The organism is Clostridium carnis, assembly GCF_054657435.1.
On record NZ_BAAHYS010000001.1, the window covers coordinates 1650455 to 1664219 of the forward strand.

Consider the following 13765-nt stretch of genomic DNA (forward strand, 5'->3'; position numbering starts at 1 on the left):
GAGATATTTGTTAATATTAATAAATATCTCTTTTCTCATTTTCTTTTAAATTACTCAAACTTCCATAAACCGATTTTATCAAGAAATTTCCCATCAATATCTAATCCTCCTGGTAAATCATTCTCTTCTCTATAATTACGAACAGCTAATTGTAAAGAGTATTCATAAATACCATTTGGTTCTGAATGAAAATAACCTAAAGATTTTAATTTCATTTGTACAAGATAAACATCAGATCCTCTTGAATTAGGCTTAATAACTCTGTTATAGGAAGAAAACCGCCAGTTAGGGCCACCAGTAATTATTACAGAGGTACCATATTCAACTAATTCAAAAAGTTCTTTTATATCAGTATTGTACATTCTTATGCATCCACCAGATGCTTGAGTGCCTATTGATCCAGGTCTATTGGTTCCATGAATACCAAATGTGTCCCAAGGAGCATTTAATCCTAACCAATAGCCACCATAAGGGCCAGCCATAAGAGCTTTACTAGTAATTTGCCAAGTACCTAGTGGTGATGGTGTAGTAGGTTTCCCTATAGCTACAGGATATACTTTTTCAAATTTATAATTATCCTTATTAATTAAAGTAAGAGTAAATGTATTTATATCTATATATATTATATAGTTAGTATCTTGAGAAGAAGTTTTTAAGCTTAAAGCTTTTGGAGTACTAAATGAAAGTACAACAAAATAAATAATAAACAAATATAATAAAAATTTTTTATTTCTCATAAAACCACCTCTCTCAGAACATATATAAATATATTTAAACAAATTAAATATATTTATACATAAATACAATTAATAAATATAAAACCGGTTTACTAAATGGCATTAAATATGTTAATATTAATGTATAAATTTGGATAGTATTATATAAGTTAAAGGAGAATTATAATGGATAAAGTTAAGAAGTGGAAATATGAATGTGATGGTAAAAAATTAGTAGGTATATTAAATGAGAGAAAATATAATGCAATTTATGTTGATAATATAGCAGAGGCAAAAGAGAAGGTTCTAGAGCTAGTTGAAGAAGGATCAAGTATAGCACTTGGTGGATCAGTTACTTTAAATGAAATGGACTTAGTAAATACAATAAGAAATGGTAATTATAATTTTTATGACAGATATCAAGATTTACCTTTTGTAGAAATAGTAGAAATAATGAGACAATCCATGGTTGCAGATTATTTAATTACTAGTACAAATGCAGTTACTGAAGCTGGAGAACTTGTTAATATGGATTGTTCAGGTAACAGGGCAGCGGGAATGATATTTGGACCCAAAAAGGTTATTGTAGTTGTAGGTGCAAATAAAATGGTTAAAGATATGGATGAAGCTTTAGATAGAATAAAAAGAGTAGCAATAATGAATGCTAAAAGAATAAATCATAAGACACCGTGTGCAGAAAGTGGAGTATGTGAGGATTGCTTTGTAAAGGGAAGAGTTTGTAATTATTTATCAGTAGTAAATAATGGCGCAAAATTTCCAGGTAGATTTACAGTAATTGTAGTTGGAGATGAAGTTGGATATTAAAAAATAGTATATAATAAACTTATAGAAATTGGGGAGGAGTTATTATGGATGTAGCTATAATAGGCTTTGGTGGTGTAGGGCAAGCTTTTATAAGTTTATTATGTAAAAAACGAGATTATTTAAAAAATAAAAATATTGAATTAAATATTAAATATATAATTCATAAAAGTGGTGGGCTTTACAACAAATATGGCATAGATATAGAGGATTTAGAAAAATTTTTAAAAGAAGGAAATTTGTTAAGTGAGTACTGTGGATATATAAAAAAAGATATCAACATAAATAATATAATAAAAAATAAAGATGTGGATATTTTAATAGAAGTAACAACTACTAATATAAAGGATGGAGAACCAGGGCTAACACATATAAAATTAGCACTTGAAAACTCTATAAATGTAGTAACAGGTAATAAAGGGCCAATTATATTAAAATATAATGAGTTAAAGGAAATTGCCTTAAAAAATAATGTTCATTTAGGAATAGGATGTACTACGGGAGGAGCTTTACCATCTATTAATGGTGGGATTTTTGATATTGCAGGAAGTGAGCTAATTTCTATAGAAGGAATATTAAATGGAACTAGCAATTATATACTTACACAAATGTATAAAAATAATATAAGTTATAAAAAAGCTTTAGAAGATGCTCAAAAATTAGGTATTGCAGAATTAGATTCTAGCTTAGATATAAGTGGATTTGATACAGCATGTAAAATAATAATATTAGGAAATATTTTAATGGGGGCATCATTAAACCTTAATAATATAGATATACAAGGAATTGAAAATATAACTATTGATGATGTAATAAGAGAAAAATCAAATAAGAGAAAAATAAAATTAATAGGAAAAGTATATAGTGAAAACAATATTATTAAAGGATACGTAAAGCCTGTTATAATAGATAGTAAACATCCATTATATTTTGTAGATGATAAAAATAAAGGTGTATTTTATTCTACAGATACATTAGGTGACATATCTATAATAGGTGGAGCTTCGGGAACTATTAATGCGGCAGCAGCAATATTTAGAGATATTATAAATATAATTAATGGGATATCGTATTAATATAAATTAGGATATTTAAGAATATAGTTTGTGGAGGTAAAATATATGGTTGCTAATAATAAAGTTAAAATAAGAAAAGAAGTATTAAAAGTAAGAGCTTTAATGAAAAAAGAAGAGAAAAAAATTAAAGATGAAATTATTTTTAATAAACTAATAGAAAGTAAAATATATATAAATAGCAAAAATATATTTACGTATATTAGTACAGAAGATGAAATAGACACAAAAAGATTCATAGAGTATGCACTTAAAGATAATAAGAAAATTTTTGTTCCTAAAATAATAAGGGAAACAAGAGATATGAAGGCTATAGAAATAAAGAGTTTAAATGAATTGGAAAAAGGTGTTATGGGGATTTTAGAACCAATAACATTTGAAGGTGAGATAAAAAAGGAAGGTATAGATATAATAATAGTTCCTGGAGCTGTATTTGATAAAGAGGGAAATAGAATAGGATATGGTGGGGGATATTATGATAAATTTCTTCTTAGTATATCTGAGAAGAAAAATAAAATTGCAGTTGCATATAGCTTTCAAGTATTAGATAAAATAAAAAATGAACCACACGATATTAAAGTAGATTATATTATATCTGAAAAATAAATAAAAATTCTAAGAAAAGTGTTGCATAAATATAGAAAAAATGTATAATAATTATATAATTAAATAAAACTAACTTTTATTAAGAATGGTGGAGGGACTGGCCCTATGAAGCCTAGCAACCTATTAGGAGATTGATTAAAGTATCAATTATATTTATGTGGTGCTAAATCCTGCAAGTGAAAGCTTGAAAGATAAAATGTTTAAAGTAATAAAACTATTGCTTAGAATTAGGTTTCTTAAGTTGCTTCTTATATAATAAGAGGCAACTTTTTTATTCTTTAAGAAATTATATTTACAGACTAATTGTGGATAAGTATAACATGTTAAGAAATATAAGTGATTTGATTTAAAGAATAAAAATAAATTAAGTTAACTTAACAGAAAGTAAAAATAAAAGGGGGCAATTAAAATGACAAAACAATGGGGCAAGGATACAATATGTATTCAAGGTGGATATTCTCCAAAGGAAGGAGAACCAAGGGTTTTACCAATATTTCAGACAACTACCTATAAGTATGAAGATCCAGATCACTTAAAAGATTTATTTAATTTAGAAGCAGTGGGGCATTTATATAGCAGAATATCAAATCCAACTGTATGTGCTTTAGAAGATAAATTTGCACAAATACAGGGGGGGATTGGAGCAGTAGCAACTGCATCAGGTCAGGCAGCCATATTATATTCAATATTAAATATTTGTAAGGTTGGGGATCATATTATATCTACATCAACTTTATATGGGGGAACTGTTAATTTATTTACTGTTAATTTAAAAAGAATGGGTATAGATGTAACTTTTGTTGATCCAGAAGCTGATGTAGAGGAAATATTATCAAAAGCAAATAAAAACACTAAATTAATCTATGGAGAAACAATAGGAAATCCAGGACTTAATATATTAGATTTTGATAAGTTTGCAAAAATAGCATCTAAATTAAAGATTCCATTTATAGTAGATAATACTTTAGGAACTCCTTATCTTTGTAATCCCTTTGAGCATGGGGTAAATATAATTGTACATTCTACAACAAAGTATTCAGATGGACACGCTCAAACTATTGGTGGAATTGTTGTAGATGGTGGAAATTTTAATTGGAGTAATGGAAAATTTCAAGATTTTGTAGAGCCAGATCCAAGTTATCATGGAATATGCTATGTAGAGACTTTTAAAGAGGGAGCATATATAAATAAATTAAGAGTAACCTTAGGTAGAGATTTAGGTGCATGTCAAAGTCCATTTAATGCTTATTTAACTAATTTAGGTTTAGAAACATTACATTTAAGGATGGAAAGACATTCTCAAAATGCTTTAAAGCTTGCTAAATGGTTACAAGATAATCCGAAGGTAAGTTGGGTTAACTATCCTTATCTTGAGAATAGCAAAGAGTATGAAAAGGCAAAAAAATACCTTAAGGGTGGCGCAAGTGGAATTTTAACTTTCGGAATAAAAGGGGATATAGAAGATGCTACAAAGTTTACTAAAGCTTTAAATTTAGTATCATTAGTAGTTACGTTAGGTGATGCTAGAAGTAGTATTTTACATCCAGCAACAACAACACATAGCCAACTATCAGAAGAAGAACAAAAAGCAAGTGGTGTAACAGCAGATATGTTAAGAGTTTCAGTTGGAATAGAAGGAATAGATGATATAATAGAAGATTTTGAAAATGCATTTAAGGTAATATAGAATTAACTATAAGAGGGGGATATTATGACTAAAATAGCTGTTATGGGGTATGGAGTTGTAGGGACAGGGTTAGTTGAGATAATTGATAAGAATAGAGAAAGTAATAATAAAGATATAATAATAACAAGTATATTAGTTAAGAATATAGAAAAGCATAAAGATAAAAAACATAATAATATTTTAACTGTAGATATAGAAGAGCTATTTTCTAAGGAAAGTGATATAGTCATTGAAGTTATTGGAGGGCTACATCCAGCTTATGAGTATGTAAAAAGAGCGTTGAATTATAAAAAACATGTTATTACAGCAAATAAGGATTTAATAGCAGAATATGGAGAGGAGCTTTTTAAAGTAGCAGAAGAAAGTGAAGTTACAATAAAGTTTGAAGCTGCTGTAGGTGGAGGAATACCTATAATAAAACCCTTAACCGAATCACTTTCAGGAAATAATATAATGTCTATTAAAGCAATATTAAATGGAACTACAAATTTTATATTAACAAAAATGGATAGAGAGAAGGTAAGTTATGAGGAGGCACTATCTGAAGCTCAAAAACTTGGATTTGCAGAGGCCAATCCAGATTCGGATGTTTTAGGATATGATGCTGCAAGAAAATTATCTATATTATCATCTATAGCTTATAATGAAAAGGTATATTGGAAAGAGCAAAGAATTGAAGGAATAACTAAATTAGATTTAATGGATTTTAAATATGCAAAAATGGTTAATAGTAGAGTTAAGCTTTTAGCAATAAGTGAGAAAACAGACGATGGTATATACTGTGTAGTAAGGCCTAGTTTAATTTCTGAAAATAATATTTTATCATTAATAGATAATGAAGTTAATGCTATTATTTTAGATGGAGATTCAGTTGGTGAAGCCTCATTTATAGGAAAAGGAGCAGGAATGCTTGCAACAGGAAGTGCTGTATTTAGTGATTTAAATGATTTAGTAGAAAATAGGTATTTGAAAAGTAAATTATTTAGTGGAAGTGAAGCTAAAATAAACAAAATCTATAATAAAGAATGTAGTGCCATCTTAAGAGTAGAAACTAATAATCAACATGAAGTAATTAAGGATTTTTCGACTAAATTCAAATATGTTAGAATATTAAATGCAGAGATAGAAGGTGAAATAGGATTATTTATAGAAGCAAAATCTGAAGCAGACATAGATGAATTCATAGAATCTATTAAAGAAAAGAAACATATATTTAAAATTAAAAAAATGATAAAAGTAGCCTAATAAAAAGGGGGTAGATTATTAAATAATCTACCCTAAAGTTTTTTACTTTTCCTTATTAGCTATTTCTAGTATTAATCTATTTTTTAGATCAGAAGTTTTAATTGCTCCTTCTTCACCATTTTTTCTACTTCTTACAGAAGCTTCATTATTAGCAGCTTCTTTTTCCCCAACAACTAAAATGTAAGGAATTCTTTCAAGTCTAGCTTCTCTAATTTTATAACCAATTTTTTCAGCTCTATAGTCAGCAGTTATTTTAATTCCAGCATTTTTGAAGTCTTTAACTATTGATTCAGCATAATCGTTATATTTATCTGAAATTGGAAGTACAATAGCTTGAGTTGGTGCTAACCAAGTTGGGAATGCACCAGCATATTTTTCTATAAGCATTGCTAAAGTTCTTTCATAACATCCAATTGATGATCTATGAATTATAAATGGAATTTTCTTTTCTCCATTTTTATCAATATAGCTCATACCAAATCTTTCAGCTAAAGCAAAGTCTATTTGAACTGTGATAATTGTATCTTCCTTACCATGAACATTCTTAAATTGTATATCAAGCTTTGGTCCATAGAAGGCAGCTTCACCATCAGCTTCTTTATAGTTAATACCAATATGATCTAATATGTTTTTCATTAAGCCTTGAGCATTTTCCCAGTCTTTTTCAGCTCCAATATATTTTTCTTTATTCTTTGGATCCCACTTTGAAAATCTGTAGCTTATATCTCCATCTATACCAAGAGTAGACATTATGTGATTAATTAAATCTACACAACCTTTGAATTCTTCTTCTAATTGTTCAGGAGTACATACTATGTGTCCATCTGCAAGAGTAAATTGTCTAACTCTTATTAGTCCATGCATTTCTCCAGAAGATTCATTTCTACAAAGAGTAGCAGTTTCAGCATATCTTATTGGCAAATCTCTATAGCTATGTTGTTCAGCATTATAAATTGAGAATTGGAATGGACAAGTCATTGGTCTTAATGCAATAACCTCAGAGTCTTTTTCTTCATCACCTAAAACAAACATTCCATCTTTGTAATGATCCCAGTGGCCTGAAACTTTATATAAATCATTTTTAGCCATATTAGGAGTTTTAGTTAAAGAGTAACCTCTTTTTTCTTCTTCATCTTCAACCCATCTTTGTAAAGTTTGAACTATTCTAGCTCCCTTAGGCATTAATAATGGTAAACCTTGACCTATATTTTCATCAGTAGTAAATAATTTAAGTTCTCTACCTAATTTATTATGGTCTCTCTTTTTAGCTTCTTCTAAAGCTTCTAAGTGAGCGTCTAAATCAGCTTTCTTTAAGAAGGCAGTTCCATAAATTCTTGAAAGCATTTTGTTCTTTTCGTCACCTTTCCAGTAAGCACCTGCACTTCTAAGAAGTTTTATAGCTTTAACATTTTTTAATGACATCAAGTGTGGTCCAGCACATAAATCAGTAAAATCACCCATTTTGTAGAATGAAATAACTTCATCTTCTCCTAAGTCATTAATAAGTTCAACTTTATAAGGTTCATTAGCTTCTTCCATAAGCTTTAAAGCTTCAGATCTTGGTAATTCAAATCTTTCTATAGAAGGATTTTCTTTTATTATTTTTCTCATTTCATCTTCAATTTTTACTAAATCTTCAGCAGAAAAAGAAGTATCTAAATCAAAATCATAGTAAAATCCATTAGAAATAGCTGGTCCTATAGCTAATTTAGCATTAGGATATAATCTTTTAACAGCATAAGCTAATACATGAGATATGCTATGTCTTAATGCATCTTTACCTTCTTCAGAGTCAAATGTACATATTGAAAGGTCTGAATCTTCATTTACAGTATGACGTAAATCTACAACCTCTCCATTAACAATACCACAGCAAGCATTTCTAGCTAATCCTTCACTAATTCCTTTAGCTATATCAAGAACTGAAATACCAGCTTCAAATTCTTTTATTGATCCATCTTTTAAAGTAATTTTAATCATAATAATTTCTCCTTTCAAAATTAAATATATAGTTATAAATTAAGTTAAATATCAGTGACGAATATCTTTTATAAAATATAGATAATACTTAAAAAATAAAAAAAGCCCTCGTCACAATTTCTATAATAGAAAAGGGACGAGAGCATTAAATTCCCGCGGTTCCACCCTTAATTGCCTAAAATAAATATAGTAGGCCTCTTAAAGTAAATATCGTAACGTGATAAAACGGACTTTATTAGAGTCACTCAGAGGGGGTCTTCAACTAATTTCATATAAGAATACTTCCACCAAATGTAATCTCTCTCTGAAAATGAAGTTTTAGTTTACTCTTCTCTTCAACGTGTTTTCATTATTTGTTATTAATTATAATAATATAAAATATTAATGTCAATAAAAGTTGAATTAAATATTCAAAATAAAAGAAATATTATATTACATAACATTGAGAATTTTTATAAATATATTGATTTTTATATAATAACTATTTATAATATAAAGAGTAAGCAGATGTGGCGGAATTGGCAGACGCACTAGACTTAGGATCTAGCGCCATTGGCGTGGGGGTTCGACTCCCTTCATCTGCACCATATTTGCGGAAGTGGCTCAATGGTAGAGCGTCACCTTGCCAAGGTGAATGTTGCGGGTTCGAGTCCCGTCTTTCGCTCCAAAAAATAACACAGTAAAGTACTGTGTTATTTTTTTATTTTAAATATGAATATATATATAGAAAAAAGGCTATCATATAATAGCCCTTTTAAATATAAAGTTAAAATTTAGCTAATATTAATACTATGAAAAAGTCGTTCAAGTTCAAGCTCTTCAAGCATAGTATAAGAATAAAGTTTACCACCCATAAGTGTTTTTATAATTTGTTCTTTAGAGTAACCTTCTTTAAAAAGCTTAAGTTTTTTAATTAATCTTTTTAAAGACGAGTTAGAAATATTTAGAAGTTTTAAAAGTTCCTTCGCAGTATAGTAATCCTTTGGTAGTAAATTAAAAAGCTTGTCTTGAAGTTCAAGCTTATATTTTAAATCAGTTTCTATACAGTGATGTGGACCAGTCTTTCCTCTATGGTGGTAATTACAAAGATATTTATAGTTTAGTTCTATATCGTAGCCACCTTCGTGTTTGTGAACTATATGATGAATATCTGCTGTTGCCCCGCAAATTTCACAGTGGTACAAATTAATGCCTCCTTTATAATATCCTTATATATAATTATAAGGTAAAAATAATTAAAACTCAAACTAATGACTAGTATAGTTTTTTCAGAATATTAAAACTATAAAGTGTTTGGAATTACCTCTTTATAATCCGAAAAAACGCTTGAAACATAGTAATACATACCTTATAATATATTGTATAAGGGATATATTATATTATAGTATTTTATAGAAAGAAAGGTGATAAAGGTGAGACATAATTATGATTCTTTCAACTATTGGGAAAGCTTAATTAATGAAAACAAAACTATAAGAGGGCATATGTTTATGGAAAAACTACCTACTGAAAAAAGCCTTTATATTCACACCCTAGTTTTTTGCAAAAATAATGGTATTAACAATATTTGGAGTTATTTCCCAGATGAAAATACACTTTTAGGATATATTCAATATTCATTTTTACAAGAAGCTTTTTACAAATGGATATATGGAAAAGAAAGAATGGTTGTTAAAATACCAAATGTACCAGTTGAAAAAATAATAGAAGATGGCGAAGCCAATGGAAAAATTACAAAAGAAGAATCTGAAAATATGAGAAAGCATTTACAAATGCTTAGAGCGTGTTGGGGATTACCAAGAGAGAAGCTTATAAGACAATTAAATAAATTTTCTAGAGATTTCAATAGAACTTGGTATGGAGATAATAGAGAATTTTTATATTTAAAAATATTTAGTACAGCGGAAGAACTTGGAGAGTTTGTTATAAATTCTAGTTATATGACTACTTCAGAAAGTGAATTTTCTGAAAAAACAGGAACGAGCATAGCATTATGGAAAGACATATGTAGAGATTCAGTTAAAAATAGAAGAAAAGGCGAGCAATTTAGAGATATTTTGCTAAAATCTTTAACAGAAATAATATAATTTTTAAAAATCTTATTGACAGTAATTAAAATAGTAAGTATAATAATTACTGTAAATAAGATTTGCGGGTGTAGCTCAATGGTAGAGCCCTTGCCTTCCAAGCAAGTTACGTGAGTTCGATTCTCATCACCCGCTCCATTTATGCGTTATTAGCTCAGTTGGTAGAGCACCTGACTCTTAATCAGGGTGTCCCGGGTTCGAATCCCTGATGACGCACCAAAAAGAGATTAACTTAAGTTAATCTCTTTTTTTATAGATAAATATTAATTAAATAAAAAAGAAAAAGTACCATATGGTACTTTTTAAAACATAAGGAGTTTGGGATTGGGACTTGGGGAATCCTATATTAAATTATTGGCTATATTTTTAATTTTTATACATAAATAAAAATTAAAATTTAAGATTTATTTTTCTAGAGTAGTAAATTATAAAAAAGATAAAAAGAGTCTTTTGTAAGAGGAATAATTTAGGCGTTGACATAATAATAGTATGTTGATAATATAATAATGTAAAATTAAAAAAATGATATCTTATCAAGAGTGGTGGAGGGACTGGCCCGTTGAAACCCAGCAACCAAAAACAATCATTAGTTTTTATGGTGCTAAATCCTGCAGGTTTATCCTGATAGATAAGAGGCGTATTATATACTTTTTTAAACTTGTAATTAATAGCTTCTGATTTTATCAGAAGCTTTTTTTACTTTAAAAATTAGGAGGATAGAATTATGAAAAATAAGGGAAGTGCTTTAGCATTGTTACCTTTAGGCGTATTTATAATAGTATATTTAGGTGTGTCGGTAATAGCAAAAGATTTTTATGCAGTTTCTGTTGTTGTACCATTTCTAGCAGCTACTTTAACAGCACTAATTATGAATACTAAAGTAAAGTTTGAAGAAAAAATAGAAATATTTTGTAAAGGGGCTGGAAATTCTAATATTTTATTAATGATACTTATATTTATTTTAGCAGGAGCCTTTGCACAGGTAGCAAAAGATATGGGAGCTGTTGAATCAACAGTAAATTTAGGATTAACATTATTACCTAGTAGCTTATTAATACCTGGGATATTTATTATAGCTTGCTTTATAGCATTATCAGTAGGAACATCTATGGGAACTATAGTTGCATTAGTACCAATTGCTGTTGGGATTGCAGATAGAACAGGAATAGTTATACCTTTAGCAGTTGGAGCAGTTGTAAGTGGTGCTATGTTCGGGGATAATCTATCAATAATATCTGATACTACAATTGCAGCAACTAGAACCCAAGGTTGTGAAATGAAAGATAAATTTAAAATGAATTTTATAATTGTTTTACCAGCAGCTATTATTACTGCGACTTTATTGTTCTTTTTAACTAAAGATTCAAGTGTAACAACTATAGAGGTTATGGAATTTAGTATAGTAAAAATAATACCATATATAGCCGTTATAGCATCAGCTTTAGCAGGAGTTAATGTTATACTAGTTTTACTAGGTGGAATATTTATATCAAGTATTATAGGTATAGCTTATGGGAGTTTTGATATAATAGGATTATTTTCATCAATATCAAATGGTATAGCAGGAATGAGTGAACTTATAATAATATCCTTATTAATTGCAGGTACAATAGAATTAATAAAGTTTAATGGTGGAATTGAATTTATATTAAATAAGGGATTAAAGAAATTTAAAAGTAAAAAGGGAGCAGAATTTGGAATTGCAACGTTAGTAAGCTTAGTAGATGTATGTACAGCAAATAATACTGTAGCTATAGTAACGGTTGGACCAATTGCAAAAGATATATCAAATGAGTTTGAACTTGAGCCTAAAAGAGTAGCAGGTATTATGGACATGTTTTCTTGTGTATTTCAAGGTATAATTCCATATGGAGCTCAATTAATTTCTGCAGCAGGGTTAGCTGCAATTTCGCCTTTTGCAATAATGAAGTATTTGTTTTATCCTTACTTAATGGGGATTTGTGCAATAATAGCGATAAATTGGCACTGGAGAAAAAGAAAATAGTAATATAGCAATATTAAAATAAAGTGGTTATGTATATAAATTAATTAAAGACATAACCACTTTATTATTTTAGTTAAGATAAAGTTAAATAACTAGTATAAAAGAGTATAGGAGTTATTTTGATATTAATAAACAAATGCTTTGAGAGGAAATTCCTTCGCCTGCTCCTGTAAAGCCAAGACCTTCTTCAGTAGTTGCTTTTACATTTATTTGATTTATATTAATATTTAATGCACTTGAGATATTTTCTCTCATATTTTGTATATAAGGAGACATTTTAGGTTTTTGTGCAATAATTGTTGAGTCAATATTATTTATTAAATACCCATTAGCTTCTAATAATTTTCCAACTTCCTTTAAAAGCTCTATACTAGAAATTCCTTTATATTTTTCATCAGTATCTGGAAAATGTTTACCTATATCACCTAAAGCAGTTGCACCTAACAAGGAATCCATAATTGCATGTATAAGAACATCAGCATCAGAATGACCAAGTAAACCCTTTTCATAGGGAATTCTAACCCCACCTAATATTAAATCTCTTTCTTCTACTAAACGATGTACATCATATCCTAATCCAATTCTCATTCTATCACCTCTAAGTCAAATTATAGATTTATTTTATCATAAATTAAAAAAATATATTATAATACTTTTTTAAAAGGATAGATTTTAGAGTTGATATTTTTCTTTTGTTTTCTTAAAAAGTATTGAAATAAGTTTTTAAGTTTTATATTTATTGAGCAAAGAAAGTGTAATTTTTTTGATGAGATTCGTTTTCTTCTAAAAACAAAATCAACATAAATAATTTTTTTATTCATAAATAACCTCTCAATGATATTGATGGGCTTTAAAATAATTTATTATAATAAAAAGTGTATGACCTTTATGATATAATATATGTAAAAAAAATATAAATGTTTATAGGGGGCATGGTTAGTGAAAGAAAAGTTTAGACGTGGTATAGGATTAATACTTATAATAGTTGGTTTAACTTTAATAGTTTCAGTTGTTTACAGAAAGATTCAAACAAGCAAGAAACAGGAGGAACTTAAACAAGTATTACAAGAGGTTATAAAAGATGAATCTAATGAACCATTAGAAGAAAAGCAGGAAGAATCAGTAAATGGCTATAAACCTGTTGGGTTAGTAGAAATTCCAAGTATAAATTTATCACAAGGATTAGTTGAAGGAGTAACAGATGATATATTACAATATTATTTAGGTCATTTTGATACTTCAGTTAAGCCTGGTGAAAAAGGAAATTTTGCTATAGCAGGTCACAGAATATCTAATTACTCAGAGGCATTTGTTAATTTATATAAGGTTCAATCAGGAGATAAGGTTATAATAAAAACAAAAGGTAAAGAATTTACTTATGAAATAGATAATAATTTTATTGTAGATCCAGAGCAAATTGAAGTCTTAGATAATACAAAAGAAGCCACTATTACACTAATAACTTGTACAGTTGGAGCAAAACAAAGAGTAATAGTAAAAGGTAAACTAATATCGACTAAGGACATATAGTGACGGGGGTATAG

At 28.4% G+C, this 13765-nt stretch carries 12 protein-coding genes, 4 tRNA genes, 2 riboswitches and 1 other annotated feature; of the genes, 12 read left to right on the forward strand and 4 right to left on the reverse strand.

The window, feature by feature from the left end; all coding sequences use genetic code 11:
* Positions 1-50: 50 nt before the first annotated feature.
* Positions 51-737 (reverse strand): L,D-transpeptidase family protein, encoded by a 687-nt coding sequence (locus ACYQ1T_RS07880; protein WP_459833717.1) that lies wholly within the window; start codon positions 735-737, stop codon positions 51-53.
* Positions 738-902: 165 nt separating this feature from the next.
* Between ACYQ1T_RS07880 and ACYQ1T_RS07885 the strand changes: the two genes are divergently transcribed.
* The 5 genes from ACYQ1T_RS07885 to ACYQ1T_RS07905 all read left to right on the forward strand — a co-directional run bounded on the left by ACYQ1T_RS07885 (position 903) and on the right by ACYQ1T_RS07905 (position 6149).
* Positions 903-1541: a lactate utilization protein gene (locus ACYQ1T_RS07885; RefSeq protein ID WP_459833719.1), complete on the forward strand. Its 639-nt coding sequence runs from the start codon at positions 903-905 to the stop codon at positions 1539-1541.
* Positions 1542-1585: 44 nt separating this feature from the next.
* Positions 1586-2614, forward strand: a complete 1029-nt coding sequence (locus ACYQ1T_RS07890) for a homoserine dehydrogenase (RefSeq protein ID WP_459833722.1) — start codon at positions 1586-1588, stop codon at positions 2612-2614.
* Positions 2615-2659: 45 nt separating this feature from the next.
* Positions 2660-3217 (forward strand): 5-formyltetrahydrofolate cyclo-ligase, encoded by a 558-nt coding sequence (locus ACYQ1T_RS07895; RefSeq protein ID WP_459833724.1) that lies wholly within the window; start codon positions 2660-2662, stop codon positions 3215-3217.
* Positions 3218-3290: 73 nt separating this feature from the next.
* Positions 3291-3415: riboswitch (SAM riboswitch) on the forward strand.
* Between the two features lie 211 nt (positions 3416-3626).
* Entirely contained in the window at positions 3627-4904 is a 1278-nt protein-coding gene (locus ACYQ1T_RS07900; RefSeq protein ID WP_459833727.1) for an O-acetylhomoserine aminocarboxypropyltransferase/cysteine synthase family protein, read from the forward strand.
* Between the two features lie 24 nt (positions 4905-4928).
* Positions 4929-6149 (forward strand): homoserine dehydrogenase, encoded by a 1221-nt coding sequence (locus ACYQ1T_RS07905; protein WP_459833730.1) that lies wholly within the window; start codon positions 4929-4931, stop codon positions 6147-6149.
* Positions 6150-6191: 42 nt separating this feature from the next.
* On the opposite strand, the gene thrS is transcribed toward ACYQ1T_RS07905, so the two are convergent.
* Positions 6192-8129: a threonine--tRNA ligase gene (gene thrS, locus ACYQ1T_RS07910; protein ID WP_459833733.1), complete on the reverse strand. Its 1938-nt coding sequence runs from the start codon at positions 8127-8129 to the stop codon at positions 6192-6194.
* Positions 8130-8258: 129 nt separating this feature from the next.
* Positions 8259-8477: a binding site (T-box leader), on the reverse strand.
* A 155-nt stretch (positions 8478-8632) separates the two neighbouring features.
* Here thrS and ACYQ1T_RS07915 point away from each other — a divergent pair.
* Together ACYQ1T_RS07915 and ACYQ1T_RS07920 are read left to right on the forward strand one after the other, a co-directional pair.
* Positions 8633-8716: transfer RNA gene (locus ACYQ1T_RS07915), tRNA-Leu, on the forward strand.
* Positions 8717-8721: 5 nt separating this feature from the next.
* Positions 8722-8796, forward strand: a tRNA-Gly gene (locus ACYQ1T_RS07920).
* Positions 8797-8902: 106 nt separating this feature from the next.
* Here ACYQ1T_RS07920 and ACYQ1T_RS07925 read toward each other — a convergent pair.
* Complete coding sequence (locus tag ACYQ1T_RS07925) at positions 8903-9313, reverse strand: HNH endonuclease signature motif containing protein (protein ID WP_459833735.1); 411 nt, start codon at positions 9311-9313, stop codon at positions 8903-8905.
* A 228-nt stretch (positions 9314-9541) separates the two neighbouring features.
* Between ACYQ1T_RS07925 and ACYQ1T_RS07930 the strand changes: the two genes are divergently transcribed.
* The 4 genes from ACYQ1T_RS07930 to ACYQ1T_RS07945 all read left to right on the forward strand — a co-directional run bounded on the left by ACYQ1T_RS07930 (position 9542) and on the right by ACYQ1T_RS07945 (position 12221).
* Positions 9542-10216, forward strand: coding sequence for a hypothetical protein (locus ACYQ1T_RS07930; RefSeq protein ID WP_459836490.1), 675 nt, complete (start codon positions 9542-9544; stop codon positions 10214-10216).
* 64 nt (positions 10217-10280) lie between these two features.
* Positions 10281-10354 (forward strand) — tRNA-Gly (locus ACYQ1T_RS07935).
* Between the two features lie 5 nt (positions 10355-10359).
* Positions 10360-10435, forward strand: a tRNA-Lys gene (locus ACYQ1T_RS07940).
* Between the two features lie 308 nt (positions 10436-10743).
* A riboswitch (SAM riboswitch) is annotated at positions 10744-10851 on the forward strand.
* An 89-nt stretch (positions 10852-10940) separates the two neighbouring features.
* Positions 10941-12221 (forward strand): Na+/H+ antiporter NhaC family protein, encoded by a 1281-nt coding sequence (locus ACYQ1T_RS07945; RefSeq protein ID WP_459833737.1) that lies wholly within the window; start codon positions 10941-10943, stop codon positions 12219-12221.
* A 114-nt stretch (positions 12222-12335) separates the two neighbouring features.
* Here the strand turns inward: ACYQ1T_RS07945 and ispF are convergent, their stop codons facing one another.
* Positions 12336-12809: a 2-C-methyl-D-erythritol 2,4-cyclodiphosphate synthase gene (gene ispF, locus ACYQ1T_RS07950; RefSeq protein ID WP_459833739.1), complete on the reverse strand. Its 474-nt coding sequence runs from the start codon at positions 12807-12809 to the stop codon at positions 12336-12338.
* A 351-nt stretch (positions 12810-13160) separates the two neighbouring features.
* Between ispF and ACYQ1T_RS07955 the strand changes: the two genes are divergently transcribed.
* Entirely contained in the window at positions 13161-13751 is a 591-nt protein-coding gene (locus tag ACYQ1T_RS07955) for a class D sortase (RefSeq protein ID WP_459833741.1), read from the forward strand.
* Positions 13752-13765: the final 14 nt, after the last annotated feature.

Coding starts and splice junctions, on each gene's coding strand:
- ACYQ1T_RS07885 (WP_459833719.1), top strand. CDS start 903: ATGGATAAAGTTAAGAAGTGGAAATATGAATGTGATGGTAAAAAATTA.
- thrS (WP_459833733.1), bottom strand. CDS start 8,129: ATGATTAAAATTACTTTAAAAGATGGATCAATAAAAGAATTTGAAGCT.
- ACYQ1T_RS07900 (WP_459833727.1), top strand. CDS start 3,627: ATGACAAAACAATGGGGCAAGGATACAATATGTATTCAAGGTGGATAT.
- ACYQ1T_RS07895 (WP_459833724.1), top strand. CDS start 2,660: ATGGTTGCTAATAATAAAGTTAAAATAAGAAAAGAAGTATTAAAAGTA.
- ACYQ1T_RS07905 (WP_459833730.1), top strand. CDS start 4,929: ATGACTAAAATAGCTGTTATGGGGTATGGAGTTGTAGGGACAGGGTTA.
- ACYQ1T_RS07880 (WP_459833717.1), bottom strand. CDS start 737: ATGAGAAATAAAAAATTTTTATTATATTTGTTTATTATTTATTTTGTT.
- ispF (WP_459833739.1), bottom strand. CDS start 12,809: ATGAGAATTGGATTAGGATATGATGTACATCGTTTAGTAGAAGAAAGA.
- ACYQ1T_RS07945 (WP_459833737.1), top strand. CDS start 10,941: ATGAAAAATAAGGGAAGTGCTTTAGCATTGTTACCTTTAGGCGTATTT.
- ACYQ1T_RS07890 (WP_459833722.1), top strand. CDS start 1,586: ATGGATGTAGCTATAATAGGCTTTGGTGGTGTAGGGCAAGCTTTTATA.